The organism is Ureibacillus endophyticus, assembly GCF_024159215.1.
Taxonomy (GTDB): domain Bacteria; phylum Bacillota; class Bacilli; order Bacillales_A; family Planococcaceae; genus Ureibacillus; species Ureibacillus endophyticus.
In genome coordinates, this window is sequence record NZ_JAMYWW010000001.1 from 984,449 (window position 1) to 1,011,389 (window position 26,941).

At 33.6% G+C, this 26,941-nt stretch carries 31 protein-coding genes; all 31 read left to right on the top strand.

From position 1 onward, the window contains the following. Positions 1-142: 142 nt before the first annotated feature. The 31 genes from xerC (at position 143) to NKR20_RS04940 (ending at position 26,934) form a co-directional block, all read left to right on the top strand. Entirely contained in the window at positions 143-1,066 is a 924-nt protein-coding gene (gene xerC / locus NKR20_RS04790; RefSeq protein WP_419095284.1) for a tyrosine recombinase XerC, read from the top strand. Positions 1,067-1,083: 17 nt separating this feature from the next. Then, on the top strand, positions 1,084-1,629 hold the full coding sequence (gene hslV / locus NKR20_RS04795; RefSeq protein WP_121212970.1) for an ATP-dependent protease subunit HslV: 546 nt from the start codon (positions 1,084-1,086) through the stop codon (positions 1,627-1,629). Beyond that, positions 1,626-3,023, top strand: a complete 1,398-nt coding sequence (gene hslU, locus NKR20_RS04800) for an ATP-dependent protease ATPase subunit HslU (RefSeq protein WP_253424040.1) — start codon at positions 1,626-1,628, stop codon at positions 3,021-3,023. The genes hslV and hslU overlap by 4 nt, the downstream gene beginning before the upstream one ends. A gap of 86 nt (positions 3,024-3,109) precedes the next feature. Further along, entirely contained in the window at positions 3,110-3,889 is a 780-nt protein-coding gene (gene codY / locus NKR20_RS04805) for a GTP-sensing pleiotropic transcriptional regulator CodY (RefSeq protein ID WP_253428051.1), read from the top strand. A gap of 336 nt (positions 3,890-4,225) precedes the next feature. Next, positions 4,226-4,618 (top strand): flagellar basal body rod protein FlgB, encoded by a 393-nt coding sequence (gene flgB / locus NKR20_RS04810; protein WP_121212973.1) that lies wholly within the window; start codon positions 4,226-4,228, stop codon positions 4,616-4,618. A gap of 2 nt (positions 4,619-4,620) precedes the next feature. Beyond that, positions 4,621-5,076 (top strand): flagellar basal body rod protein FlgC, encoded by a 456-nt coding sequence (gene flgC / locus NKR20_RS04815; protein ID WP_253424043.1) that lies wholly within the window; start codon positions 4,621-4,623, stop codon positions 5,074-5,076. 48 nt (positions 5,077-5,124) lie between these two features. After that, the gene (gene fliE, locus NKR20_RS04820) at positions 5,125-5,412 is read left to right on the top strand and encodes a flagellar hook-basal body complex protein FliE (protein ID WP_301285976.1); all 288 of its coding nucleotides are present in this window, start codon (positions 5,125-5,127) and stop codon (positions 5,410-5,412) included. A 58-nt stretch (positions 5,413-5,470) separates the two neighbouring features. Beyond that, complete coding sequence (gene fliF / locus NKR20_RS04825) at positions 5,471-7,063, top strand: flagellar basal-body MS-ring/collar protein FliF (protein WP_121212976.1); 1,593 nt, start codon at positions 5,471-5,473, stop codon at positions 7,061-7,063. A 14-nt stretch (positions 7,064-7,077) separates the two neighbouring features. Continuing rightward, on the top strand, positions 7,078-8,091 hold the full coding sequence (gene fliG / locus NKR20_RS04830; RefSeq protein WP_121212977.1) for a flagellar motor switch protein FliG: 1,014 nt from the start codon (positions 7,078-7,080) through the stop codon (positions 8,089-8,091). Beyond that, positions 8,075-8,875: a flagellar assembly protein FliH gene (gene fliH, locus NKR20_RS04835; RefSeq protein ID WP_366519705.1), complete on the top strand. Its 801-nt coding sequence runs from the start codon at positions 8,075-8,077 to the stop codon at positions 8,873-8,875. Before fliG ends, fliH begins: the two co-directional genes overlap by 17 nt. 4 nt (positions 8,876-8,879) lie before the next feature. Next, complete coding sequence (gene fliI / locus NKR20_RS04840) at positions 8,880-10,205, top strand: flagellar protein export ATPase FliI (RefSeq protein WP_253424052.1); 1,326 nt, start codon at positions 8,880-8,882, stop codon at positions 10,203-10,205. After that, a complete protein-coding gene (gene fliJ / locus NKR20_RS04845; protein WP_253424055.1) occupies positions 10,205-10,654 on the top strand; it encodes a flagellar export protein FliJ in 450 nt (149 codons plus the stop codon). The genes fliI and fliJ overlap by 1 nt, the downstream gene beginning before the upstream one ends. Before the next feature lie 31 nt (positions 10,655-10,685). Continuing rightward, positions 10,686-11,258 (top strand): MotE family protein, encoded by a 573-nt coding sequence (locus tag NKR20_RS04850; protein WP_253424058.1) that lies wholly within the window; start codon positions 10,686-10,688, stop codon positions 11,256-11,258. Between the two features lie 20 nt (positions 11,259-11,278). Beyond that, positions 11,279-12,706, top strand: a complete 1,428-nt coding sequence (locus NKR20_RS04855) for a flagellar hook-length control protein FliK (protein ID WP_253424061.1) — start codon at positions 11,279-11,281, stop codon at positions 12,704-12,706. A 2-nt stretch (positions 12,707-12,708) separates the two neighbouring features. After that, positions 12,709-13,392: a flagellar hook assembly protein FlgD gene (flgD, locus tag NKR20_RS04860; RefSeq protein WP_253424064.1), complete on the top strand. Its 684-nt coding sequence runs from the start codon at positions 12,709-12,711 to the stop codon at positions 13,390-13,392. A 15-nt stretch (positions 13,393-13,407) separates the two neighbouring features. After that, a complete protein-coding gene (locus tag NKR20_RS04865; RefSeq protein WP_253424066.1) occupies positions 13,408-13,791 on the top strand; it encodes a TIGR02530 family flagellar biosynthesis protein in 384 nt (127 codons plus the stop codon). A gap of 89 nt (positions 13,792-13,880) precedes the next feature. Continuing rightward, positions 13,881-14,846, top strand: coding sequence for a flagellar hook-basal body complex protein (locus NKR20_RS04870; RefSeq protein ID WP_253424069.1), 966 nt, complete (start codon positions 13,881-13,883; stop codon positions 14,844-14,846). A gap of 90 nt (positions 14,847-14,936) precedes the next feature. Beyond that, complete coding sequence (locus NKR20_RS04875) at positions 14,937-15,161, top strand: flagellar FlbD family protein (protein WP_253424072.1); 225 nt, start codon at positions 14,937-14,939, stop codon at positions 15,159-15,161. Continuing rightward, positions 15,148-15,576, top strand: a complete 429-nt coding sequence (fliL, locus tag NKR20_RS04880) for a flagellar basal body-associated protein FliL (RefSeq protein WP_253424074.1) — start codon at positions 15,148-15,150, stop codon at positions 15,574-15,576. Before NKR20_RS04875 ends, fliL begins: the two co-directional genes overlap by 14 nt. Positions 15,577-15,606: 30 nt before the next feature. Next, positions 15,607-16,602 (top strand): flagellar motor switch protein FliM, encoded by a 996-nt coding sequence (fliM, locus tag NKR20_RS04885; RefSeq protein WP_253424078.1) that lies wholly within the window; start codon positions 15,607-15,609, stop codon positions 16,600-16,602. After that, a complete protein-coding gene (gene fliY, locus NKR20_RS04890) occupies positions 16,595-17,827 on the top strand; it encodes a flagellar motor switch phosphatase FliY (protein WP_253424081.1) in 1,233 nt (410 codons plus the stop codon). The genes fliM and fliY overlap by 8 nt, the downstream gene beginning before the upstream one ends. A gap of 22 nt (positions 17,828-17,849) precedes the next feature. Continuing rightward, positions 17,850-18,212 (top strand): response regulator, encoded by a 363-nt coding sequence (locus NKR20_RS04895; protein ID WP_121212990.1) that lies wholly within the window; start codon positions 17,850-17,852, stop codon positions 18,210-18,212. A gap of 4 nt (positions 18,213-18,216) precedes the next feature. Beyond that, positions 18,217-18,882, top strand: coding sequence for a flagellar biosynthetic protein FliO (locus NKR20_RS04900; protein ID WP_253424084.1), 666 nt, complete (start codon positions 18,217-18,219; stop codon positions 18,880-18,882). Then, positions 18,882-19,547, top strand: a complete 666-nt coding sequence (gene fliP, locus NKR20_RS04905) for a flagellar type III secretion system pore protein FliP (protein WP_253424087.1) — start codon at positions 18,882-18,884, stop codon at positions 19,545-19,547. The genes NKR20_RS04900 and fliP overlap by 1 nt, the downstream gene beginning before the upstream one ends. Before the next feature lie 13 nt (positions 19,548-19,560). Next, positions 19,561-19,830, top strand: coding sequence for a flagellar biosynthesis protein FliQ (gene fliQ / locus NKR20_RS04910; protein ID WP_121212993.1), 270 nt, complete (start codon positions 19,561-19,563; stop codon positions 19,828-19,830). Positions 19,831-19,834: 4 nt separating this feature from the next. Next, the gene (gene fliR / locus NKR20_RS04915; RefSeq protein WP_121212994.1) at positions 19,835-20,611 is read left to right on the top strand and encodes a flagellar biosynthetic protein FliR; all 777 of its coding nucleotides are present in this window, start codon (positions 19,835-19,837) and stop codon (positions 20,609-20,611) included. Between the two features lies 1 nt (position 20,612). Next, the gene (flhB, locus tag NKR20_RS04920) at positions 20,613-21,701 is read left to right on the top strand and encodes a flagellar biosynthesis protein FlhB (protein ID WP_121212995.1); all 1,089 of its coding nucleotides are present in this window, start codon (positions 20,613-20,615) and stop codon (positions 21,699-21,701) included. Between the two features lie 21 nt (positions 21,702-21,722). Continuing rightward, on the top strand, positions 21,723-23,756 hold the full coding sequence (flhA, locus tag NKR20_RS04925) for a flagellar biosynthesis protein FlhA (RefSeq protein ID WP_253424090.1): 2,034 nt from the start codon (positions 21,723-21,725) through the stop codon (positions 23,754-23,756). Next, positions 23,753-24,904, top strand: a complete 1,152-nt coding sequence (flhF, locus tag NKR20_RS04930) for a flagellar biosynthesis GTPase FlhF (protein ID WP_253424093.1) — start codon at positions 23,753-23,755, stop codon at positions 24,902-24,904. Before flhA ends, flhF begins: the two co-directional genes overlap by 4 nt. Beyond that, on the top strand, positions 24,901-25,776 hold the full coding sequence (locus NKR20_RS04935) for a MinD/ParA family protein (protein WP_253424096.1): 876 nt from the start codon (positions 24,901-24,903) through the stop codon (positions 25,774-25,776). Before flhF ends, NKR20_RS04935 begins: the two co-directional genes overlap by 4 nt. Then, complete coding sequence (locus NKR20_RS04940) at positions 25,777-26,934, top strand: protein-glutamate methylesterase/protein-glutamine glutaminase (RefSeq protein WP_301285892.1); 1,158 nt, start codon at positions 25,777-25,779, stop codon at positions 26,932-26,934. Positions 26,935-26,941 lie beyond the last annotated feature (7 nt).

Genomic DNA, 26,941 nt, shown 5'->3' on the forward strand with positions numbered 1-26,941 from the left:
ATTATATACCCAATAATGACAAAAAATACGACTAAATGCTTGCGATATTTTTAAAATAGGATTAGTGTCGATATGGATGTTTTTTAATTGGTTAAGCAACAAGTAAATGCATTACAGACAAACTTCAAATTACAAGTAGTACATGGGGCATAGGAGGTGTATTACGTTGCAAGTTGAATCGAAAATTGTTCTTGATCAATTTATTCGTTATATACAACTAGAAAGAAACTTCTCTGTCCATACTGTTCGGGAATATGAATTTGATATAACAGAATTTCTGTCATTTTTAGTTTCAGAAGGGATAACAGATTTAAAAGAAGTTGAATATCTCCATGCTAGAAACTATGTCACCAAATTATATGATAATAAATTGGCTAGAACATCTATCTCCAGAAAAATTTCATCAATAAGGTCATTTTTCAGATTTTTGAATCGAGAGTTTGATATCAATGATGCAGCATTCCGATCTCTTTACCATCCGAAAAAAGAGAAACGCCTTCCGCATTTCTTTTACGAAGAAGAGCTTTCGCAACTATTTGAAAAAAATTTGGGAGAAGATTCTAAATCTATTCGTAATATAGCTTTACTAGAATTACTGTATGCCACTGGAATACGTGTTAGTGAATGTACATCCATTGAGCTGGAGGATATTGATTTTCAATATTCTATTATTCGAGTAATGGGTAAAGGTCGAAAAGAAAGAATTATTCCATTTGGACAATTTGCCCATGAAGCATTACTAAAATATATTGAAGATGTTCGTCCTAAATTGATAAAAAATAACAATCATCGCAAATTATTTGTAAATATGCGTGGGGGAGAGCTAACTACGCGAGGTGTAAGTTATATTTTAGAAGAAATGATAAATAAAGCTGCGATGAATACAAAAATTTATCCTCATATGTTAAGGCATACATTTGCAACACATCTATTAAACAATGGAGCAGATATTCGAACTGTTCAAGAATTATTAGGGCATGCGAGTCTATCTTCTACACAAAAGTACACACATGTTACGAAAGAACACCTTCGAAATACTTATATAAATGCGCATCCTAGGGCTTAATTTGAGGAGGGAAATTAATGGAACAATTTCATGCAACGACCATCTTTGCAATTCATCATAATGGGAAATGCGCTATGGCTGGAGATGGTCAAGTTACACTCGGAAACTCTGTGGTGATGAAGCATACGGCAAGAAAAGTAAGACGTTTGTTTAACGGGAAAGTATTAGCAGGATTTGCTGGTTCAGTAGCTGATGCATTTACGTTATTTGAAATGTTTGAATCGAAATTGAATGAGTTTGGTGGGAATTTACAAAGAGCTGCTGTAGAGGTTGCTAAACAGTGGCGCGGTGATAAGATGTTGCGACAACTTGAAGCACTATTGCTAGTAATGGATCAATCGACTCTATTATTAGTATCCGGTACAGGGGAAGTAATTGAGCCGGACGATGGTATATTAGCAATTGGATCTGGCGGTAACTATGCATTAGCTGCTGGTCGTGCATTAAAACAACATTCTAGTCAACTATCTGCTAGTGAGATTGCAAAAGCAGCATTAACGATTGCAGCAGATATTTGTGTGTATACAAACCATAATATTATCGTGGAGGCGCTTGAAGAATGACACAATTAAATTTAACGCCTAGACAAATAACTGAACAGTTAAATCGATACATTGTTGGACAAAATAATGCAAAGCGTGCTGTCGCAATTGCATTGCGTAATAGATATCGCCGTTCACTTTTAAGTGAGGAATTGAAAAACGAAATTATTCCAAAGAATATCCTTATGATTGGGCCAACTGGGGTCGGTAAAACAGAAATTGCCCGTCGTATTGCAAAGCTTACCAATGCTCCATTTATTAAGGTCGAGGCAACAAAATTCACAGAAGTAGGGTATGTAGGTAGAGATGTAGAGTCGATGGTTCGTGATTTAGTTGAAGCATCTAGAAGACTTGTGAAAGATGAAATGACTGAAGCCGTTAAAGAGCAGGCAGAACAAAATGCGAATGAAGCTCTTGTAAAGCTTCTTGTGCCTTCAAAAATCAAATCTAAAATGACTCAAAATCCTTTTGAAATGCTGTTTGGCGGTCAAAAAAATGATAAGCAAGATGATGATTCAAATCGCGAGGAAGTTGAAATTCGCTCTAGACGTTCACAAGTTGCTCAAGATTTGAAAATGGGGAAACTTGAAGACGAGTGGGTAACAGTAGAAGTAACAGAGCAAAACACTCCATTCATGGAACTAATGCCTGGAATGGGGATGGACCTTGGTTCTTCTGGTATGTCTGATATGCTATCAAATTTAATGCCTAAAAAAGTAAAAAAACGCAAAATGAAAGTGAAAGATGCACGTCGCGTTTTAACAATTGAAGAAGCTAACAAATTAATTGACTCAGATGAATTGGCAGCTGAAGCAATTCGACGCGCTGAACAATCAGGAATCATTTTTATTGATGAAATTGATAAAATTGCTAGTCGTAACAGCGCATCAGCAGATGTTTCACGAGAAGGTGTACAAAGAGATATTTTACCGATCGTTGAAGGTTCCACTGTTACTACGAAATATGGACCTGTAAAAACTGACTTTATGCTATTTATCGCAGCGGGTGCTTTTCATATGTCAAAGCCGAGCGATTTAATCCCAGAATTACAGGGAAGATTCCCAATTCGTGTTGAGTTAGATAAATTAACAAAAGACGATTTTGTGCGCATCTTGAAAGAACCGGATCAATCATTAATATTGCAATATAAAGCTTTATTAGAAACTGAAGGAGTAACGATAAACTTTACAGATGAAGCAATTGATCGACTAGCAGAAATTGCTACTGAAGTAAATCGTGAAACAGATAATATTGGTGCTAGAAGACTTCATACTATTTTAGAGCGCTTACTTGAGGAACTTTCTTTTGAAGCTTCTGAAATAGCACCAGCGCATATTGAAATTACACCGTCATATGTTGACAAAAAACTTGGCGAAATATCAAAAAACAAAGATTTATCACAATTTATTCTATAAATTGAGCAAATTACTTACAAATAATTGTTGAAACCTTTAGAATATTAAGTAAATTAACATAGCCTTATTAGGAGGATTTTTTGAAAATGAATTTATTATCGAAAACACGAAAGATTAACTCAATGCTACAAGCATCAGCAGGTAAACCAGTAAACTTTAAAGAAATGGCAGATACACTTGGTGATATTATAGATAGCAACGTTTTTATTGTAAGCCGTAAAGGGAAATTACTAGGTATTTCAATTCATCAAAAAATTGAAAACCCTCGTATGAATAAAATGTTTGAAGAACGTCAATTCCCAGAAGATTATACACAACATTTATTTGACATTACTGAAACTTCACCAAACATTGATATCGATAGTGAACATACAATTTTCCCTATCGAAAATAAAGATTTATTTAAAAATGGTTTAACGACAATTGTCCCGATTATCGGTGGTGGAGAACGCTTAGGTACATTAATTTTAGGTCGCCTATCTGAAAAATTTGAAGATGAAGATTTAATTTTAGCTGAATATGGTGCAACTGTAGTAGGTATGGAAATATTACGTGAAAAATCAGAAGAAATTGAAGAAGAGGCACGTAGTAAAGCTGTTGTTCAAATGGCAATCAATTCTTTATCATACAGTGAATTAGAAGCGATTGAACATATTTTTGAAGAACTAGATGGTAATGAAGGGTTACTAGTTGCATCAAAAATTGCAGATCGAGTAGGAATTACACGTTCAGTAATCGTAAACGCATTACGTAAATTAGAATCTGCTGGAGTAATTGAATCTCGTTCCCTAGGAATGAAAGGTACTTATATCAAAGTATTAAATGATAAGTTTTTAACAGCACTTGCTGAAATAAAAATGAAATAATTGAAAAGTAAAGTATTTTAAAATAGGTTCCATCGACATATGAAGATGGTACCTATTTTTTTGTTTGTTGAATAAAAATACATAAATTACTAATTTCGTGATACTTTTATCTTGTAAGTTCTTTTTAATATAGTTTTCCTCATGAAAAACCTGTCGAAATAGGAGAATAGATAAAGAAATTGTGACTAAAATGAATCTGCACCATATAAAAATTGGTAACAATAGACTACTAAAAAAGGCTAAAAGTAGATAGACACTGCACGTTAACATACTTTAAAATTAAATTATTATTTGAAATAAAATGTTATAAAAATTTAATATGTAGAGGTGAATGGTTTGAACTTATTTAGTGGAACAATCAGTAACCTAGAAAATGGACTAAATTATGCTTCATTAAAAAATAAAACGATTGCTCAAAACATAGCAAATGTAGATACACCGAATTATAAGGCGAAAGATGTAAGCTTTCAGAAAATGCTGGAAGAGGAAAAATTGAAAAGTTTAAAAGCCAATAAAACGGACATCAGGCATTATGAATTTTCTATTCAACAAAAAACGCCTGGTGTATTTAGTTATGAGAATTTTAAATATCGCAGTAATGGTAATGGTGTTGATATGGATGCAGAGCAAGCGAGTTTAGCAGAAAATACAATTTACTATAATGCATTGGTTGAACGTATTTCTGGTAAATTCAATACTCTTAATACAGTTATTAAAGGAGGAAAATAAGAATGTCTATTTTCTCTAGTATGAATACAACTGCATCTGCTCTAACAGCACAACGATTACGAATGGATGTAATCTCATCAAATATTGCAAATATTGATACAACAAGAGCTAGACAAGTGAATGGGGAATGGGAACCATATAGAAGAAAATCAGTAACACTAACTGAGGATAATGGTCAATTTTCTAGTTTTCTTAATAAAGCAATGAACAAGAAAGAAAATGCTGGGAATGGTGTGAAAGTAACATCAATCCGTGAAGATAATCAAACACCATTTAAACTTGTTTATAACCCGACACATCCAGATGCAAATGAAGATGGGTATGTAGAAATGCCAAATGTGGATGTCTTAACAGAGATGGTTGATTTAATCTCTGCAACACGATCTTATGAAGCGAATGTGACTGTATTTAATGCAAGTAAATCAATGTTAACAAAAGCGCTAGAAATAGGAAAATAAATTACATAGAAAGGATGAATTATTGTGGCGGTAAATCCAGTATCTTTAATGATGCCTAATCAAATCGTAAACGAGCCAAACAAAATTTCAACTCAATCGACTCCATACGAAGCACAACAATCTTTTGCTGACACTTTAAAAAATGCGATTTCCTCTGTTAACGAACAACAAATTAATTCAGATAAATTAACAGAAAAGCTTATTAATGGTGAAGATGTGCAGTTACATGAAGTGATGATTCAATCACAAAAAGCAAGTATTACGTTGAATGCAACAATGGAAGTTCGAAATAAAGTGATAGAAGCATACCAAGAAATAATGCGCATGAGTGTATAACTAACGGTTTGGCACAACTATAAAGTGTTGTGTATCCACTATAATCGGGGGACACATAATGAATGAAAGATTAACAAAAGTGAAAACGGACTCTATGAATTTTTGGAAGAGTCGAACAAAAGGCCAAAAAGGGGCAATGATAGGAACGTTGATAGGGGTAATTGCTCTTGCTGGTATACTTACATATTTTTTAACTAGAACTACTATGGTGCCACTTTTTACCGAATTATCTGCAAAAGAAGCAGGCGAAATTGCTGAAGTATTAAGTGCACAAGGTGTTACATATGAACTTGCTCCAGGTGGAACAAATATATTAGTGCCTGAAGAACAAGTAGATTCTTTAAAAATATCCCTTGCATCACAAGGTTATCCACAATCAGGAGAGATAAATAACTCATTTTTCACATCAAATGCTGGGTTTGGTATGACAGATAATGAATTTAATGTAATTAAATTAGCAGCAACTCAAACTGAATTAGCAAACCTAATTAAAACAATTGATGGCGTCAAAAATGCAAATGTAATGATAACGATGCCTGAACAAGGTGTTTTTATTAATGATGCAGCACAAGAAGCAAGCGCAGCAATAATCTTAGACACTGAACCGGGTCATAAGTTTACGGACGAACAAATTAAAACTTTATATAATCTCGTTTCTAAAAGTATTCCAAATTTAAGTACTGAAAATATAGTGATTTCTAATCAATACTCAGAATACTACGATCTTGAATCTGCATCATCTAATTCTAATTCAATTGATTCGGTAGATGGTCAAATGCAAGTTAAGAAATCCATTGAGCGTGATCTTCAACGTCAAGTACAACAAATGTTAGGTACGATGATGGGTAAAGATAAAGTCGTTGTATCTGTAACGACAGATATTGATTTCAAACAGGAAAATCGTGAAGAAAATTTAGTTGAGCCAGTAAATACTGAAAATATGGAAGGTATCGAAATTAGTGCTCAACGAATTACAGAAACATACACAGGTACAGATGCTGCAACAGGAACACCAGAAGCAGAGAATGTTACGGATAATTTCATTGATTATCAACAAGGTGCAAATGGTGATGGCGAATTTGAACGTGTGGAGGAAACTGTAAATAAAGATGTAAACCGCATTAAAAGGAATATAGAAGAAAGCCCTTATAAAATCCGTGATATTGGTATTCAGGTAATGGTTGAACCGCCAGTAGCAGATGATCCTACTTCGTTATCAGAAGATGTACAAACAGATATTGAACGAATTTTAGGGACAATTGTGAGAACATCTATCGATAAAGAAGCAGCGGGACAATTAACAGAAGAACAGGTTAACGAAAAAATCGTTGTATCGGTTGTACCGTTTTATGGAAATGATGTAGCAACTCCTGAAGAAAAGCCTGTTGTACCATGGTGGATTTGGGTAGTTGGAGGAATACTGCTTGCAGTAATTCTATTACTAGTATTCTTTATTATTCGTTCAAATAGAAGCAAAGAAAAAGAAGAAGAATTTGCTATCATTGAAGAACAAGAAGAACTGTTTGTTGATGATATTAATGATGAAAAAGAGACAGAAAATACTGTGCGACGTAAACAGCTTGAAAAAATGGCTAGAGAAAAGCCAGAAGACTTTGCAAAACTATTGCGAAGTTGGATTACTGAAGATTAATGGGGGGTTCGAAAGTGTCCAAGAAAGAAAAAGAATTGACAGGAAAACAAAAGGCAGCATTACTGTTAATTTCACTAGGACCTGAAGTTTCAGCTTCCGTATATAAACATTTAAATGAAGAAGAAATTGAACGTCTTACGTTAGAAATTTCAAGTGTAAAAAAAGTAGAGCCAAATATAAAAGAGGACATTATCGAAGAATTTCATAATATCGCCCTTGCTCAAGACTATATTTCACAAGGTGGGATTGGGTATGCAAAAACGGTACTTGAAAAAGCATTGGGGCAAGAACAAGCACAAGCAATTATTAATCGTTTAACTTCATCGTTACAGGTGCGACCTTTTGATTTTGCTCGAAAAGCAGACCCTGCTCAAATATTTAACTTTATTCAAAATGAACACCCACAAACAATTGCTCTAATATTATCTTATTTGGATCCTAGTCAAGCAGGAGTAATTTTATCTTCACTTCCACAAGAGGTCCAAGCTGATATAGCAAAACGTATCGCAGTAATGGATTCTACTTCACCTGAGGTAATTAGTGAGATTGAGTCTGTACTTGAAAGAAAACTTTCATCTACAGTAACTCAAGATTACACTGAAACAGGTGGCGTTGATGCAGTAGTTGAAGTGTTAAATGGTGTTGATCGTCAAACTGAGAAGACAATTCTTGACGCTCTTGAAATTCAAGATCCGGAACTTGCAGAAGAGATTAAAAAACGAATGTTTGTATTCGAAGACATTGTTACTTTGGACAACCGCTCAATTCAGCGTGTTATTCGTGATTGCGAAAACGAAGACTTATTACTTTCAATGAAAGTAAGTAGTGAAGAAGTTAAGGAAATTATATTTAGAAATATGTCGCAACGTATGGCTGATACATTTAAAGAAGAAATGGAAATTATGGGACCAGTTCGCTTACGTGATGTTGAAGAAGCCCAATCAAGAATTGTGGCAGTTATTCGCCGCTTAGAAGATGCTGGTGAAATCATTATTGCACGTGGCGGAGGGGATGACGTCATTGTCTAGAATTATCCGCTCAAGCTATGCAAAACAATTAGAAGACGATAAAAAAGTTGAAATTCAATTAAAAAATTTATTTACGCAACAATTTAGTGGTGACGAATGCGATGAACCTGAAGAACAAGCTATTACAAGAGAAGATATCTATGCTGAACGTGATCGAATTTTGGTAGAAGCGCATCGTGAAATAGAGGAACAAAAGGTCGAATTTGAAAAATACCGCAATGAACAACTAGAGATGATAGAACAATTAAAACAATTATGGGAAGAGGAAAAGCTAGTTCTTGAGCAACAAGCATATGATACAGGTTTCCAGCAAGGCTATGAAGAAGGCATAAAGAAAGCTAATGCTGATATGGCTGAAAGTTTAAAGACTGCCAACGAAGTTATTGAAACCTCAAAACAAAATGCTGCAGCTTATATAGAAGAACAAGAACGAGTAATTCTTGAACTTTCATTAACTGCTGCTGAAAGAATAATAGGTGCAACATTAGACCGAAATGATGAATTGTTTGTTTCTATTGTGAAGAGAGGATTAAAAGAAGCTAGAGAAATGAAAGAAATTAAAATCTATGTTTCTCCTCAATATCATAATGTAGTTTCGAACAATCGTGCTGAATTAGTCGAAATGTTTCCAACAAATGTACCGTTATTAATTTTCGTTAATGAAGATTTAAGTTCTACCGAATGTTATATTGAAACAAATCATGGACGAATTGTTGTTTCGATTGATGAACAGTTAAATGAATTGCGATTAAAGCTAAATGAACTATTAAATAGTAAGGACTGATCAAATGAAAGCGACTCAATTAATTGATAAAATCCCGCAAATCGAAACATTGAAAAAATATGGTAAAGTCAATCGAGTAGTAGGCTTAATGATTGAGTCGCAAGGTCCTGAAAGTTCCATTGGTGATGTTTGTAAAATTCATGTTAATTCCCCGAAAAATGGTCACCAAGAGATTCTTGCTGAAGTGGTAGGCTTTAACAATGAATATGTCGTATTAATGCCATTTACTTCTATTAGAGAAATATCAATTGGTTGTCTAGTAGAAGGAACTGGTAAACCATTAGAAGTAAAGGTTGGACCTGAGTTAATAGGTAAAGTATTAGATTCAATGGGGAATCCATTTGATGGTTCTTCTTTACCAAGAGGTTTAGTCACGGTTCAAACAGAGAAAGAGCCACCGAATCCATTAAAAAGACCACCAATTAATGAACAACTTGAAGTTGGTGTAAAAGCGATTGACGGAATGCTCACAGTAGGAAATGGCCAACGTGTTGGAATCTTTGCTGGATCGGGTGTAGGGAAAAGTACATTACTCGGAATGATTGCACGTAATACAAAAGCAGATCTTAACGTAATCGCCTTAATTGGTGAGCGTGGACGTGAAGTATTAGAATTTATTCAGCGAGATTTGGGACCAGAAGGATTAAGTCGCTCAATAGTAGTAGCAGCTACAGGTGATCAACCTGCATTAATGCGTATAAAAGGTGCTTTCACTGCAACTGCAATTGCTGAGTATTTCCGTGATCGTGGTTTAAATGTAATGTTAATGATGGACTCTGTCACTCGTGTTGCGATGGCTCAACGAGAAATTGGATTAGCAACAGGAGAACCACCAGCACAAAAAGGATATACTCCATCTGTATTTGCTATATTACCGAGATTGTTGGAACGGACCGGAACAAGTACGAAAGGTTCAATTACAGCATTCTATACAGTTTTAGTAGATGGTGACGATATGAATGAACCTATTGCAGATGCAGTTCGAGGTATCTTAGATGGCCATATTGTGTTAGACCGGACACTTGCAAATAAAGGACAATATCCTGCGATTAATGTGCTAAAAAGTGTAAGTCGTTTAATGAATCATATATCAACACCAGAGCACGTAAAAGCTGCACAAAAACTTCGAGAGTTGTATTACACTTATTCAAAATCTGAGGATTTAATCAATATTGGTGCATATAAGAGAGGGACGTCAAAGGAAATAGATGAGGCAATTCAATTTGAACCTCTAATAACAAATTTCTTAAAACAAGGATTTAAAGATAAAGTCTCATTACAAGATACTGTTAATGAATTAATTGCATTATCAAATGGTGGTGGAAAATAATGGTTCAATATACATATCGTTTTGAAAAAATCCTGACAATTCGTGAGCAAGAGAAACAAGAAACAGAAATAGCCTATAAAGAATCTGTTCGTGACTTTGAGGAAGTGGCAACTAGGCTTTATGAAGCATTAAAGAAAAAAGAAGATTTAATAGATTATCAAAATGAACGATTATCTATCGGTGCTACAATTGACGAAATTCATCATTTTTCTTCTTTTATTAATAGTCTTGAAAAATCTATTGTCGAATTGCAAACAAAGGTGATGCAAGCTAGAACAAAAATGAATTGGTACGAACAGAAAATGATAGAAAAAAACATAGAAGTGCGCAAGTTTGAAAAAATGAAAGAAAAAGATTACCAAATATTTAAAGAAGAACAAGAACGAAGTGAAATGTTGTATTTAGACGAGCTCTCTTCACTGATGTATAACAAAAAAGAATTCAGGTGATTTGATGGCGAAAAATCGAATAAAAGAACAATTGAAAATTGAAGAAATAAAAGAAGAAAAATCACCGGGAATATTTCAAAAACTATTTTATTTAGTTTTAATTCCATTACTTTTCGTGGTGGCTATTTTACTAGTAATAGCTTCATTTACAAATTTTAATGTATTTGAAAAAGCCTCTGAATTAACTAATTCATTACCTTTTGCTTCTGATAAAAAAAGTGAGGAACCTTCTTTAGATTTCGATGAAAAGATTGTAGAACTTGAAGCTGAAATTAAAGAAAAAGAAGCAGAGATTGACCAATTAAAATCGCAATTGGATAAAGCTAATTTAGAAGCTGAAAATAACTTAGCAAAACAACAACAATTACAAAATCAAATTGAGTCTCTTGAAAAGCAACAAAGTGAATCAAAGAAAGAATTCAATGAAATTTTATCAACATTTAAGCAAATGTCTGCAAAAACAGCTGCTCCGATTATCATGGAAATGAGTGATGATAAAGCTATAAAAATATTATCAAATATGGATCCAGAAACTTTATCTGCAATACTCTCCAAAATGGAACCTAAAGAAGCTGCTCGCTATACCGAGTTGATTTCACAGTAATATGAAAAGGAGGTGAAAAAATGAACGTCGGAATTTTGCAATTATCGAATATTAGTACAAATGCGCAATCATCAACCATTTCAAAGCAACCATCTAATAGCGATAATTTTGGTGATATCTTTAGTCAGATTGCTAACAAGGAAGAGGTTCTTCAAAAAAATCCTGCGAATGAGGAATTTGTAAATCTTGAAAAATTAGAAGATTTACTAAATTCATCTACTATTGAGGAAGTTCTCAGTAAGCTAGATATTTCTTATCAAGATGGTATGGTTTTTAACGAAACTTTAATTAGTGATGAAATGAACTCTAATAATCTTGAAAAATTATTAGAAGAAATAGGTCAAGATAAAGGGTTACATAGAAAAAGCGTATCCGAAAATATTGAAACATTAGAAATTAATGAAATGTTGAATATTGATAATCTTTTAAATGTTTTACAAATCAATTATGAGGAAATTATAAATGCTTTTGAGGAACTATTTGGTGCAGATCAAATTATATTAAGCGAAGTTTGGGATTTAATTCATATTGTTGATAATCAACCGCAAGAATTGACAAGTAATAGTTTTATTAAAGGCTTAAATGGGGATCAAAATTTATCTCCACAAACGGTTCAACAAATATTGCATGTTTTAAAAGTAATTGAAACAGTTGGTTCTAATTCTAATCTATCAATAGAACAACAAAATCAAATAGTAAAGTTGAAAGAAATACTTCAAGTAATTTCTAAAGATTTAGAAGTGAAAAATAATCAAAATAAAAACAATAATGATAATAATTTATTCTTTAATAAAGTTATAAATTCTACTATTAATATTGTAAAACAAAATGAAGTGTTATTTAGTCAAAATCAAACCAAAAGCAATACTGAAAAGATGATTATAACTTCAACTGTTCAACAGATGGAAGTAACTAATGAACAAAATGAAGAAAATACAAGTAATGTTATAACACCATCATCATCAACTATGATAAGTTCTAAAACTTTTACAATCACATTACCAGTTGAAAAGTCCGCTCAATCGGATGCATTTGTAAAAGAGTTTCAAAGTTTATTAAACCGAACACAATTGTCTAACTCACAAGGTACAATGAAGCTTTTAGTTAAGCTTTATCCTGAAAATTTAGGATCAATTCGTATTGAAATTTTACAGAAAGATGGAGTACTAACTGCGAGGTTATTAGCTTCAACATCTCAAGCGAAAGAGTTATTAGATAGTCAAATACAACAATTAAAAACAACTTTTGCTCAACAAAATATTCAAATGGACCGCATTGATATTGCTCAAAGTTTACAGGAAATTGACCGAAACTTACGGGATCAAAATCTATTTGGTAACATGTTTAAGCAACAACAATCAGAACAAGAAGATGATGATGAACAAGAAGAAAATACACAAGATGATTCCATGTCCTTCGAGGATTATTTGTTAAATGAGGAGGTGTAATAATGACAAGCACTAATGCTACTAATGAAACTACTAGTATTTCTAATGATTATTATTTATCAAATTATAAAAAGAAAGAGAAAAAAACTGGGACAAGTGAGCTTGGCAAAGATGCCTTTTTACAAATTTTAATAACACAGCTACAAAATCAAGATCCAACACAACCAATGGATGATAAAGAATTTATTTCACAGATGGCTCAATTCTCTTCTTTAGAACAGATGCAAAATATGACAACAGCAATGGAGAAATTGTTAGAGTCTCAACAACAAACACAATTAATGAATTACACTACTTTTATTGGTAAAGATGTAAAATGGCATGAGCTTACTGATAAAGTGGATGAAAAAGGTAAACCAATCGTAAATGAAGGTACTGGAAAAGTAAAAGAATTGAAGTTTGTTGATGGTGAACCAGTATTTATACTTGAAGACGGAAAGGAAATTAAAACAGGGAATATATCATCCGTACTAGATGGTTCAACTTCATCAAGTGATATAACAACTGAAAATCCACTTGTGACTGCAAGTAAGTTAATAGGGCAGAAAGTAGAATACGAATTAAATGGAAAGATAATACAAGGTGTTATTGAATCTGTTAAAACAAATAACGCTCTAATAGAGTATATACTGAGTGATGGATTAACAACATTAACGAAAGATCAATTTACATTAGTCAGTGAATAAGGTTGGTGAATACACATGCATAGAATAGGAATTCAGCACGTGCCATTTCAACCTAAAGCAATACAAACAAAGGTTCAACCTAATCAATTAGATTTAACTATAAAACAATCATTTGCAGAACAATTGCAAAACGCAACAAATGATCTCAAATTAAAGATTAGTAAACACGCAAATGAAAGATTACTTGAGCGAAATATCACTATCTCAGAGCAGGAATGGCATAAGGTAACGGATAAGGTAAATGAAGCTCGTTCTAAAGGAGTCAATCAACCGTTAGTCTTGATGGATCAAGTAGCGTTGATTATTAGTGCCAAAAATTCAACAGTAATTACAGCGATGGAACGCACTGAGGCTAAAGAGCAAATTTTCACAAATATTGATGGCACCATTGTGCTATAGGCAGGACCATTTTGGATGCCTAGTGTTGCGGAATGAATGAAGTAACACGTAATTACAATAAAATTTAAATAGTGAAGGGAGAACATAACATGTTACGTTCAATGTACTCAAGTATTTCAGGCTTAAAAAACCATCAAACAAAATTAGATGTAATCGGGAACAATATTTCAAACGTAAATACTTATGGTTATAAGAAAAGTCGTGTAGCATTCAAGGACTTGGTTTCTCAATCAGTTACAGGGGCTACTGCTGCTACTGCAACTCAAGGTGGGGTAAACCCAAAACAGGTTGGTTTAGGTTCTCAAATGGCAGCGATCGATATTATTCATAGTACTGGTTCTTTACAAACTACAGCTAGAACACTAGACTTGGCAATTAATGGAGATGGATTCTTTGTTGTAGCTGACTCGATAGGAGCTCCAAACGAAGGAGTAATTGAGGATCCAGGATTTACAAATATGTTATATACTCGTGCCGGAAACTGTTATATGGATGCAAATGGGTATTTAGTAAACGGTGATGGTAAATATCTGGTAGGGCATGCAAACGATGTTGTATCTATTAACGATGATGAATCAATACCTGGAAGTGAAGTTGATGCACATAAAGCGGCAAGTGCATTAGCTGGAATTAATGGAAATCTCTTCGGTGATGATGGTATAGATGTTGAAAATGACATAGGTCCAATTAGAATTCCTACAACAGCTCAAAGTATGAGTATTGGTCAAGATGGTACTATTACATATGTTGACTATAAAGGTGATTTACAATATGCAGGTCAACTGATTCTGGCGAAATTCCCAAATACTGGGGGTCTGGAAAAGGTAGGTAGTAACTACTATCAACAAACATCAAACTCTGGTGCGCCTTATGCTCAAGTTGCGAAAGCTGGAGGAATTGGTACAGTAGAATCCGGTTTCTTAGAAATGTCTAATGTTGACCTTTCAGAAGAGTTTACTGAAATGATTGTTGCTCAACGTGGTTTCCAAGCCAACTCTCGTATTATTTCAACATCTGACCAAATATTAGAAGAACTTGTAAATTTAAAACGTTAATTTTATTATTAGTGTAGTGTAATCGATTAATAAATTCATTGTAAAGGAGGGTCGGGCCGGCTCTCGTTGATTTGACCCGGCCCTATTTCAATGATTGAGTTAACACGTTTAAATGGTAAAACATTCTCGTTAAACGCATTATACATAGAAACAGTCGAATCCTTTCCAGACACAACGATCACTTTAACGAATGGTCGAAAGTTTATTGTGTTAGAGAGTGAAGAAGAAGTACGTAAAAAGGTAGCTCTTTTTTATAAAAGTATACATGTTTTGTCAAACCCGCACATTCGAGGTGATCAAAATGAAGAAGAATAAACTATTAACTATTATGCTTATTATTTTAATTACCATTACACTAATAGGCGTTGTCATTTTTGTACTAATAACACAGTTTAATAAACAAGATTCATCTCTTAATCCAACAATCGATGAAATTATTGAAGCTTCGGTGGATGTTCCGGAAATTACAACTAATTTAGCAGATAATAATTTTGTTAAACTTACTTTAAAAATTCAAACAGATAGTAAAAATGCTGCAGAAGAGTTAACAAAACGTGATTTCCAAACAAATAATATTGTAATCCAAGAACTTTCTGAAATGACAGAAGAAGATTTACAAGGAAAGCAAGGAAAGATTTTATTTGAATCAACAATCAAATCGAAATTAAATGAATTGATGCAAGAGGGTGAAGTACAACAAGTTTACATAACCTCCTACATCATTCAATAAACGAAACATCTTGAAATGGGAGGTGGGCAAATGGCTGGAGATGTTTTGTCCCAATCCGAAATTGATGCGCTGCTTTCAGCGATATCAACAGGGGAAATGTCAGCAGATGACATGAAAAAGGAAGATGAAACGAGGAAAGTAAAAGTTTATGACTTTAAGCGTGCTCTTCGCTTTTCAAAGGATCAAATCCGAAGTTTGACCCGAATACACGAGAATTTTGCTAGATTACTAACAACATTTTTCTCAGCACAACTAAGGACTTATGTGCAGATAACGGTCGCATCAGTAGATCAAATTCCTTTTGAAGAGTTTGTACGGTCAATACCAAATATGACATTAATAAATGTATTTGAAGTACCGCCGTTAGATGGTAATATTTTAATGGAGATTAATCCTAATATCGCATACTCAATGTTAGACCGATTAATGGGTGGTAGTGGAGCAAGTTATAATAATGTTGATAATTTAACAGAAATTGAACAAAAAATTATGACGAATTTGTTTGAAAGGTCCTTTGATAATCTTAGAGAAGCATGGGATACAATTGCTGAGATCGATCCGATGTTAGTAGAACTAGAAGTTAATCCTCAATTTTTACAAATGATTTCACCAAATGAAACAGTTGTAGTTATTTCATTGAATACAATAATTGGTGATACAACTGGTATGATTAATATTTGTATACCTCATGTTGTATTAGAGCCTATTATTCATAATTTATCAGTTCAATATTGGATGCAATCAAATACAAAAGAAGCAACACCTGAACAATCAAAAGCATTAGAAACAAAAGTAAAACAAGCACAATTGCCATTAATAGCAGAACTTGGAACGACTGATATTACAATTGAAGATTTCCTTTATTTATCTGTAGGGGATGTCATTCAATTAGACCAAAAAATTGATGATCCACTTATTTTAAGAATTGGTGGCTTACCTAAGTTTACCGTTCAACCTGGAAAACGTAACAAAAAAATGGCAATCCAGATTATCGACCCTTTGAAAGGAGGAGACGAAGATGAGTGATGATATACTCTCCCAAGAAGAAATTGAAGCTCTATTAAGGGGCGAGACGTTGGATGATAAAATCAACCAATTAGAAAATGATTCAAAAAACGATGATGAACCACGAGTAGAAGATTATCTTGATCCTATGGAACAAGATGCTTTAGGTGAGGTAGGTAATATTTCTTTTGGTAGTTCAGCAACTGCCCTTTCTGCGCTTTTAGGTCAGAAAGTAGATATTACAACACCTGTAGTCTCAATGATTAATCGAAATAAATTAGAAGAGGAATTTCCACAACCATATGTTGCTATACAAGTTGAATATACAACTGGTTTATCAGGTGTGAATTTACTTGTAATTAAGCAATCTGATGCAGCGATTATTGCGGATTTAATGCTCGGTGGAGACGGTTTAAATCCAAATCCTGATCTCGGTGAAATTCATCTTAGTGCAGTCCAAGAAGCGATGAATCAGATGATGGGTTCAGCAGCTACTTCAATGTCAACAATTTTCAATAAAAAAGTAGATATTTCACCACCTTCAATTGATTTATTAAATATTTCTCAGAATGAAGGAAAAGAAAGTATTCCTGATGATGATTTATTAGTAAAAGTATCTTTTAGACTGAAGATTGGCGAATTAATTGACTCAACAATTATGCAATTATTACCATTAGGGTTTGCGAAAAAAATTGTTAAGTCATTACTTGGAGAGCCGGAAGAGACTCCACAACCTCCAGCTCAATCAGTCTCACCTAGTCAACCAGTAGTTGAACCACCGATACAACAAACCGTTCAACAACAACCAATGCAGCAACCTGTACAACAGCCTATACAGCAACCGGTATATCAACAACAGGCTGCAACAACGTATGCGGAACCACCAATATTTGCAATGCCGCAATATCAGACACCGCCACCACCTGTTAATGTGCAACAGGCTCAATTTGCTTCCTTTGAGTCAACTAATATTTCTCAATCAGAAGCACGAAATTTAAATATGTTACTTGATATACCATTGCAGGTAACTGTAGAGCTAGGCAGAACTAAACATTCAGTAAAAGAGATTTTACAACTAGCATCAGGTTCTATAATAGAATTGGATAAACTTGCCGGCGAACCAGTTGATATTTTAGTAAATAGTCGACTGATTGCAAAGGGTGAGGTTGTTGTAATCGATGAAAATTTTGGTGTTCGTATTACCGATATTATCAGTAAAGCTGAACGTTTAAATAATTTACAATAGTATTTAATTGGGGGAATCTACCATGTCGAGAAGAATTTTAATAGTAGACGATGCTGCTTTTATGCGCATGATGATTAAAGATATACTTACAAAAAATGGTTACGATGTTGTAGGAGAAGCTGCAGATGGGTTACAAGCTGTGGAAAAATACAGTGAATTACGACCTGATTTAGTGACAATGGATATTACAATGCCTGAAATGGATGGTATTGCAGCGTTAAAAGCTATTAAATCTACTGACCCTAGCGCTACTGTTATTATGTGTTCTGCAATGGGACAACAAGCAATGGTGATTGATGCAATTCAAGCTGGAGCTAAAGATTTTATCGTAAAACCATTCCAAGCTGACCGAGTAATTGAAGCTATTCAAAAAGCATTAGGTTGATAAAATGAAAATTAAAAAATTTGCAAGGTTTCGGTTTATTATTGCTTGTTTGGTTGCGCTTCTTTGCATTGCACCTATGAAATTTGTTAATGCAACTTCAAATAATAACCAAATGATCTCGAATGAGTGTTTGGAGAATCCGAGTGATTGCGAAGATATCCAACCTGCTGCTGACAGTGAACAATCGGCAGCGGTTGGATTAAATATGTGGGATTATATAAAAATGTTGTTTTCCCTATTATTCGTGTTAGCACTTCTAATCATTGTTTTAAAGTTTCTAAATAAAAGAAGTAGTAGCTATCAACAGAATCGTCTTGTGCGAAATATAGGTGGAATTACAGTTGGATCTCAAAAATCTGTACAAATTCTTCATGTCGGAGATACATTATATATTGTAGGCGTTGGAGAAAATGTTCAATTATTAAAAGAAGTTAATAATCCAGATGAAGTCCAACAATTGCTTGAACAGTACAATGATAACCAAGCTTCTGTAAATACTACTCCTTATATATTTGATGTATTTAAAAAATTCAGTTCAAAAACATCAGTAGTGGAGAAAAATGAAAGTAAAACAGAATTTGGAGAAATGCTAAATAAAAGAATTTCGGATATAAAAAATGACAGAAAAAATGAATTGGAAAAATGGAAAGAAAAGGAGAGGGATAATTAATGGAAGATTTTATCTCACTCTTTTCTCAAAATGATTCTACCAATGTTTCCACTTCTGTTAAGTTACTTTTATTATTAACAGTACTTTCATTGGCACCAAGTATTTTAATTCTAATGACATGCTTTGCAAGAATTGTTATCGTTTTGTCTTTTACAAGGACAGCTCTTGCAACAAATCAGATGCCTCCAAATCAGGTTATTATTGGACTAGCTTTATTTTTAACTTTTTTTATTATGGCACCAACTTTTCAACAGGTAAATGAAAAAGCTTTACAACCACTATTCGATGAGGAAATAGGTTTAGAGGAAGCGTATGATCGGGCAGCAAAACCATTTAAAGAATTTATGGCACAACATACGAGACAAAAGGATTTAGAGTTATTTATCAATTACAACCAAGCCGAAAGACCGGCATCAATAGAAGAAATTCCATTAACAATGCTTGTACCTGCTTTTGCATTAAGCGAAATTAAAACAGCCTTCCAAATGGGATTTATGATTTTTATTCCATTCTTAGTAATTGATATGGTTGTTGCAAGTGTACTAATGTCGATGGGTATGATGATGTTGCCTCCAGTAATGGTGTCTTTACCGTTTAAAATATTATTATTTGTATTAGTTGATGGATGGTATTTAGTAATAAAATCATTACTTCAAAGTTTTTAGGGGATGATACAAAATGAGCCAAGAAATGGTTATTTCAATCGCAGAAAGAGCAGTTTGGATTGTTCTGATTGTTTCAGGGCCATTACTACTTGTTGCTCTTGTAACAGGTCTTTTAGTCAGTATATTTCAAGCAACGACTTCCATTCAAGAACAAACATTGGCATTTGTACCGAAAATAATCGCAGTTTTTGTTGCGCTTATCTTTTTCGCGCCGTTTATGATTTCACAATTGATTGATTATGTATCAGATATTCTAAGTAATTTGACTCGGTTTATCGGGTGATTAAATGGCTGAACTTATTCCAAAAGCATCTGTTTTATTATTGATTTTAGTTAGAGTTTCTGCATTTTTTGTATCAATCCCATTATTTTCATATCGTACCATACCGCCGCAATTGAAGATAGCATTAGCGTTTATACTGTCTTGGATAATGTATTACTCATTAGATGTAGATGCTATTCCAATTGATGGAAATTACATATTGCTAGTTTTAAAAGAATTAATTATTGGATTAATGATTGGTATTGCAGCTAATATTGTTTTTTCAGCAGTGCAAATAGCTGGAGGATTTATTGACTTTGAAATGGGTTTTGCAATGGCTAATATTATTGATCCTCAAACTGGAGCACAGACACCCTTAATGGGACAATTTTTTAACTTTTTACTGTTATTTGTTTTGCTAGCTACAAATGGACACCACTTAATTTTAGATGGTATTTTTTATAGTTATGAATTTTTGCCCATGAATCAATTTTTTCCTATGTTCGGTGATGCCGACACTGTAGAATTTATTATTAAATTATTTGGTACAGTGTTTGCGATTGCCTTTCAAATGTCAGCTCCAATAGTTGCTACTTTGTTTTTAGTAACTCTCGCATTAGGTATTACAGCAAAAACAGTTCCTCAATTAAATATATTTGTTATAGGTTTTCCGGTTAAAATAGCGATTGGCTTCTTGGTTTTAATTATTTCTATGGGTGTAATGATTGAAGTAATGGAAAAATTGATTGAACTCACGATTTTAGCAATGAGAGATTTAATGCAATTATTGGGTGGTGCTTAATATGAAGTTACTTCTACCACTTGATCTCCAATTTTTCTCTGGGGAAAAGACAGAAAAAGCGACACCCAAAAAGAGAACAGATGCTAGAAAAAAGGGACAAGTATTAAAAAGTCAGGATGTTTCAGCAGCATTAGTTCTTTTAGCTCTCTTTATGTTTTTATTTTTATTTGCACCAATTATACAAGAAGTATTGTTCACTTTTTTAATCCAAGCATTTCAAAAGAATATTTTAATTGAAACTTTAACTCCTGATACTGTAATGACCATGTATACAGATTCACTTAAAGAGATGGCAAAAATGATATTGCCCATTATGTTATTAGCTGTTGTTGCTGGTGTAGGAGCTAACTTTATGCAATTTGGGTTTCTTTTTACAACAGAAACAATGAAAATTGATTTGAAGAAAATGGACCCAATAAAGGGTATAAAAAAAATAATTTCAGTCCGAGCGATTGTAAATTTACTAAAATCTTTATTGAAGATTACATTTATTGGTACTGTTACAACTGTGGTTGTATGGACGAATATTGAGGAAGTTCTTTCGCTTTCATTCCAAAGCCCATGGGATACACTAACAACAGTTGCAAAATTAGTAGGTATTATGGGAATTGCCGCATCACTTACGCTAGTATTTATCGCACTTTTGGATTACATATATGAAAAGTATGAGTATGAAAAACAATTAAAGATGTCAAAACAAGACATTAAAGATGAATACAAAAATTCTGAAGGTGACCCGAAAATAAAAGGGAAGATTAAGCAAAAGCAACGTGAGATGGCCATGAGGCGGATGATGCAGGAAATTCCTAATGCAGACGTTGTAATAACGAACCCAACTCACTATGCAATTGCATTGAAATATGATGATCAAAGTATGGAAGCACCAACTGTTGTTGCAAAGGGAACAGATTTTATTGCCCAAAAAATAAAATTAATTGCAAAAGAAAATGATATTGTGATGGTTGAAAATCGACCGTTAGCAAGAGCGATGTATGATCAAGTCGAAATTGGTCAACAAGTTCCAGAAGAATTTTTTAAAGCGGTAGCAGAAATTTTAGCTTATGTATATCGCATTAAACGTAAAATTTAGACCATTAGTAGGAGGGGAAACATGAAAATTCGAGATTTAGGGGTTTTAGCCGCAGTAATTATGATTGTGGCGATGCTCATTATCCCTCTACCGACATGGTTACTAAGCTTTTTAATTATTATTAATATTACATTGTCACTAATTGTTTTATTAGTATCAATGAATATGAGAGAAGCTCTTGACTTTGCCATCTTCCCTTCAGTCATTCTTTTACTCACATTATTTCGCCTAGGTTTGAGTATTTCTACGACTCGTGCCATTCTAGCAAACGGTAATGCAGGGGATGTTGTAGAAACTTTTGGGGAATTTGTTACAGGTGGCAACATTTTAGTCGGATTAGTTATTTTCATGTTATTAGTAATTATTAACTTTATAGTTATTACAAAAGGTTCAGAACGTGTAGCTGAAGTTGCAGCTCGATTTACTTTAGATGCAATGCCGGGTAAGCAAATGAGTATCGATGCGGATTTAAATGCGGGCATGATTTCAGAAAAGGAAGCACGAGAACGACGTGAAAAGGTATCCAAGGAATCTGATTTTTATGGAGCAATGGATGGTGCTACTAAATTCGTTAAAGGTGATGCCATTGCTTCAATTATCATGGTATTTATTAATCTATTATTTGGTATCATCATTGGGATGTTACAACTTGGGTATGAAATGGCTGATGCAGCTACGCATTTCTCTAAGTTAACAGTTGGTGATGGTTTAGTTGCTCAAATTCCAGCATTATTAGTATCTACTGCTACTGGTTTAGTTGTTACTAGAGCAGCTTCTGATGGTAATTTAGGTGAAGATATAACGAGACAACTATTTGCCCAAGCAAAGTTATTGTATATTGCTGGCGGAACAATCTTTTTATTAGGTTTATTTACACCAATTCCTGATTGGATAACAATTCCTATTGCATTAGTATTAGTCGGTGGTGCATTTATGACAAGCCGCAAAAAAGACGAAGATCCTGAAGAATTACTTGAAATTGAAGAAGAAGTGGCAACTGACACAATGAAGAGCCCAGAAAATGTTGTAAATTTATTAAATGTTGATCCAATAGAATTTGAATTTGGTTATGGTTTAATCCCTCTTGTTGATGCTGCCCAAGGTGGAGATTTATTAGATCGTGTTGTAATGATACGCCGTCAATTAGCATTAGAGCTTGGATTAGTTATACCTGTCGTTAGAATTAGAGATAATATCCAACTTCAACCAAATGAATATCGTATAAAGATTAAAGGGAACGAAATGGCTCGTGGGGAACTGTTACTTGATCATTACTTAGCAATGAGCCCTGGTGACGATGATTCAATAGATGGAATTGATACAATTGAACCTTCTTTCGGATTACCTGCAAAATGGATAACAGAAAGAGCAAAAGAAGAAGCAGAAATGCTTGGTTATACGGTAGTTGACCCACCAAGTGTTGTATCAACTCATTTAACAGAAATAATTCGAGCAAATGCTCACGAACTATTAGGACGTCAAGAAACAAAACAATTAATTGATCATTTACGGGAAAGTTATCCTATTTTAGTTGATGAACTAACACCAACACCACTTTCAATTGGTGAAATACAAAAAGTTTTAACAAGACTACTTAAAGAAAATGTCTCTATTCGAAACTTACCAATTATCTTTGAAACATTAGCGGATTATTCAAAACTAACTAGTGATCCAGAAATTCTTACTGAATATGTAAGACAAGCTTTAGCAAGACAAATTACATCACAATATGTTTCAGGAGGACCTTCATTAAAAGTGATTACGATTCCTGGTAAGTTGGAAAAGATAATAGCAGACAGTGTACAACAAACCGACCATGGAAATTACTTAGCAATGGATCCTCAAGATTCACAATCCGTATTAGAGGCAATTGCTAAAGAAGTTGAGAGAGTATCATTTATGGAACAATCGCCAATTATACTTTGCTCACCTGGAATCCGTATGTATTTAAGACAATTAACAGAACGTTATTTCCCGCAAATACCAATTTTATCCTATAATGAATTAGATGCTAATGTTGAAATTCAAAGTGTTGGGGTGGTGAATGTAGAATGAAGATGAAAAAATATGTAGCTCCTTCCATTTCAGAGGCTATGAAACAAATTCGTACAGAACTTGGTGATGATGCAGTTATCATTAATTCGAAAGTCGTTGTAACAAAAAAATTTTTCGGATTAATTAAACACAAAAATTTTGAAGTACTTGCAGGTGTAGACAGTGTGGAGTCAGTTAATTTGCCTTCACACTTACCTGACATGCAGCATCGAAACGTATCCAATTCAGAAATGGATACTGTTTCAGAAAAAGAGATGCAAAATACTGATTTAAAACTAACAACTGAATTAAAAAGCGAAATAGCTGATCTAAAGTCAATATTACAATCAATACAAAAGCAAACAACTCATTCAGACATTCCTGAAGAAATTTTGCCTATGATTGACTTTTTAAAACGTCAAGAGCTGAACGAAGAGCTTATCACAGCAATAAGTGATGAGCTTTTTGTGTATTATAAAAAAGCTGAAAATATCAATATTGACGAAATTAAAAGTATTACAAAAGATGTCTTGAAAAAATATCTAACACAATTGCCTATTGGTGGGTTATCGTTTGAAAAAAAATATATAAATGTTTTAGGTCCTACAGGGGTAGGTAAGACAACAACAATAGCCAAAATAGCAGCACGGTCTGTATTAGAAAAGAAGAAAAAGATTGGTTTCATTACTACTGATACATATCGAATTGCAGCGATTGAACAATTGAAAACTTATGCGAACCTTTTACATGCCCCTGTTGAAATCGTTTATAACGCAAATGATTATAAGACTGCTATTGAGAAAATGGAAAATTTAGATTTAGTTTTCATTGATACAGCTGGGAGAAATTATAAAGAAGCAAAGTATGTTAATGACTTGAAAAAAATAATAAATTTTGATGATGATGTTGAATCATATTTAGTACTATCTTTAACTTCTAAAGAACAGGATATGGAAGCAATAATTCAACAATTTCATGAATTTCCCATTGGAAAATTCATTTTTACAAAGATTGATGAAACAAATTCTATTGGCACCATGTATAATTTAATGATTAAATATAATAAAGGACTTGCTTACTATACAAATGGACAAGAAGTACCAGAAGATATAGAAGAGGCAAATATAGACAAATTGATTGAATTGTTCTTTCAAGGAGAATTTCAATGAGAGATCAAGCTGAAAAACTAAGAATGAAAATGCTACAAAGCCAAGGATCGTTAGGTAGGTCTATTGCCGTTGTTAGTGGAAAAGGAGGCGTTGGAAAGAGCAACTTTTCAACGAATTTCGCTATTAACTTAAGCCTACAAGGAAAAAAAGTAGTTATTTTAGATATGGATATTGGGATGGGAAATGTTCATATTCTTATAGGAAAAACTACTCAATTTAGTTTTAAGGATTATTTAATGGGTGAAGCCACTTTAAATGAAGTAATGTACGAAGGACCTAGTAATTTGAAATACATTCCTGGAGGTTCTGGACTTTCTTCAGTTATGGAATGGACAAAGCAAATGTTTGATTCATTAATCATTGCATTTGAAGAATTACAGAAATCCTTTGATTATATTTTATTTGATATGGGTGCAGGTGCAGCAAATTGGTCTCTAGATCTACTTACATCTATAGATGAAATTATTGTCATCTCGACTGCTGAACCAACAGCAATTACAGATGCATATTCGATGATGAAATTTATACACTTAAAAGATCAAAGTAAAAAGTTCTACTTATTATGTAACAGAGCATATTCAAAAGAAGAAGGTCAAGAAACGTTACAGCGGCTAGAGAATACTATGGCAAAATTTCTTAACAAGGAAGTAACGATTTTAGGTTCATTACCTGAAGACCCAGTTGTAAGGAAAGCCGTACGTGAACAAGTTCCTTTTTCAATTGCATATCCTGATTCACCTATAGCGAAAACACTAAAAGAAATTGTTATTCAATTTATTAATAATGATGAAATAAAAGTGATTCATGCTCCTGTTCAATCGAATTCATTTTTATCCAAATTACGGAGTATTTTTTCGAAAGGGCGTGTTTAATTGGGATTCTCAAATAAAAGCAAGCTTTTAATAGTAGATGACTCTGCTTTTATGAGAAAGCTTATTAGTGACTTTTTTGATGGGAATTTAAAAATTGAAGTGGTTGGAACAGCAAGAAATGGTGTAGATGCAATCAACAAAATTCAACAGCTTAAACCTGATGTTGTAACAATGGATGTTGAGATGCCCGAAATGAATGGCTTGGATGCATTAAAAGTAATTATGGAAAAATGTCCGGTACCTGTCATAATGCTTTCAAGTACTACGATTAACGGAGCTAAAAATACATTGAATGCAATGGAAAATGGGGCTGTTGATTTTGTTGCAAAACCTAGTGGTACAATTTCTCTTGATTTACATAAAATCAAGGAAGAGTTAGTACATAAAGTTGAACATGCAGCCCATGTTTCTGTTGCAAAACTAAAAAAGCCAATTGGTCACAAAAATATTTCTACTAAGTTTGCAAATGATATTATTAAAAAAAGAGAAATAACTCCTATGAAAAACTCAACAACTACTAAAAACTATAAGATTGCAAAAGAAGTTAATGCCTCTACAAGAAAAAATCAATGGAGTAATAATTCTAAAAAAATTGTCTTAATTGGGACTTCAACAGGCGGTCCAAGAGCTTTACAGGAAGTTATTACAAAACTCCCAAAATCAATAAATGCACCTATTTTAATTGTTCAACATATGCCGCCGGGATTTACGAAATCACTTGCAGAACGTTTAAATCAACTAAGTAATATAGAGGTAAAAGAGGCAGAACATGGGGATGTATTAATAAATGGAAAAGCGTACATTGCACCCGGGGGAAGTCATTTGAAAATTAAAAAACTGAATTCTCAGTTTCAAATAATACTAGACCAAAATGAGCCTCCTCGATCTGGCCATCGACCTGCAGTTGATGTCATGTTCGAAAATGTTAGTCAATTTAGTGAATTTGATAAAATCGCTGTGATTATGACCGGTATGGGATATGACGGTTCAAAAGGATTAATTGAATTAAAACAAAAAGGAAATACCATCGCTATTGCGGAGTCAGCTGACACTTGTATCGTATATGGAATGCCTAAAGCCGCTGTTGAAACTCAACTTGTAGATGAGATAGTAGATGTTGACGACATAGCGCAAACAATTATGAAATATTTGCCTTAAAAGGAGT

Coding starts and splice junctions, on each gene's coding strand:
- xerC (WP_419095284.1), top strand. CDS start 143: ATGGGGCATAGGAGGTGTATTACGTTGCAAGTTGAATCGAAAATTGTT.
- hslV (WP_121212970.1), top strand. CDS start 1,084: ATGGAACAATTTCATGCAACGACCATCTTTGCAATTCATCATAATGGG.
- hslU (WP_253424040.1), top strand. CDS start 1,626: ATGACACAATTAAATTTAACGCCTAGACAAATAACTGAACAGTTAAAT.
- codY (WP_253428051.1), top strand. CDS start 3,110: ATGAATTTATTATCGAAAACACGAAAGATTAACTCAATGCTACAAGCA.
- flgC (WP_253424043.1), top strand. CDS start 4,621: ATGTCTATTTTCTCTAGTATGAATACAACTGCATCTGCTCTAACAGCA.
- fliE (WP_301285976.1), top strand. CDS start 5,125: ATGATGCCTAATCAAATCGTAAACGAGCCAAACAAAATTTCAACTCAA.
- fliF (WP_121212976.1), top strand. CDS start 5,471: ATGAATGAAAGATTAACAAAAGTGAAAACGGACTCTATGAATTTTTGG.
- fliH (WP_366519705.1), top strand. CDS start 8,075: ATGACGTCATTGTCTAGAATTATCCGCTCAAGCTATGCAAAACAATTA.
- fliI (WP_253424052.1), top strand. CDS start 8,880: ATGAAAGCGACTCAATTAATTGATAAAATCCCGCAAATCGAAACATTG.
- fliJ (WP_253424055.1), top strand. CDS start 10,205: ATGGTTCAATATACATATCGTTTTGAAAAAATCCTGACAATTCGTGAG.
- NKR20_RS04855 (WP_253424061.1), top strand. CDS start 11,279: ATGAACGTCGGAATTTTGCAATTATCGAATATTAGTACAAATGCGCAA.
- flgD (WP_253424064.1), top strand. CDS start 12,709: ATGACAAGCACTAATGCTACTAATGAAACTACTAGTATTTCTAATGAT.
- NKR20_RS04865 (WP_253424066.1), top strand. CDS start 13,408: ATGCATAGAATAGGAATTCAGCACGTGCCATTTCAACCTAAAGCAATA.
- NKR20_RS04870 (WP_253424069.1), top strand. CDS start 13,881: ATGTTACGTTCAATGTACTCAAGTATTTCAGGCTTAAAAAACCATCAA.
- NKR20_RS04875 (WP_253424072.1), top strand. CDS start 14,937: ATGATTGAGTTAACACGTTTAAATGGTAAAACATTCTCGTTAAACGCA.
- fliL (WP_253424074.1), top strand. CDS start 15,148: ATGAAGAAGAATAAACTATTAACTATTATGCTTATTATTTTAATTACC.
- fliM (WP_253424078.1), top strand. CDS start 15,607: ATGGCTGGAGATGTTTTGTCCCAATCCGAAATTGATGCGCTGCTTTCA.
- fliY (WP_253424081.1), top strand. CDS start 16,595: ATGAGTGATGATATACTCTCCCAAGAAGAAATTGAAGCTCTATTAAGG.
- NKR20_RS04895 (WP_121212990.1), top strand. CDS start 17,850: ATGTCGAGAAGAATTTTAATAGTAGACGATGCTGCTTTTATGCGCATG.
- NKR20_RS04900 (WP_253424084.1), top strand. CDS start 18,217: ATGAAAATTAAAAAATTTGCAAGGTTTCGGTTTATTATTGCTTGTTTG.
- fliP (WP_253424087.1), top strand. CDS start 18,882: ATGGAAGATTTTATCTCACTCTTTTCTCAAAATGATTCTACCAATGTT.
- fliQ (WP_121212993.1), top strand. CDS start 19,561: ATGAGCCAAGAAATGGTTATTTCAATCGCAGAAAGAGCAGTTTGGATT.
- fliR (WP_121212994.1), top strand. CDS start 19,835: ATGGCTGAACTTATTCCAAAAGCATCTGTTTTATTATTGATTTTAGTT.
- flhB (WP_121212995.1), top strand. CDS start 20,613: ATGAAGTTACTTCTACCACTTGATCTCCAATTTTTCTCTGGGGAAAAG.
- flhA (WP_253424090.1), top strand. CDS start 21,723: ATGAAAATTCGAGATTTAGGGGTTTTAGCCGCAGTAATTATGATTGTG.
- flhF (WP_253424093.1), top strand. CDS start 23,753: ATGAAGATGAAAAAATATGTAGCTCCTTCCATTTCAGAGGCTATGAAA.
- NKR20_RS04935 (WP_253424096.1), top strand. CDS start 24,901: ATGAGAGATCAAGCTGAAAAACTAAGAATGAAAATGCTACAAAGCCAA.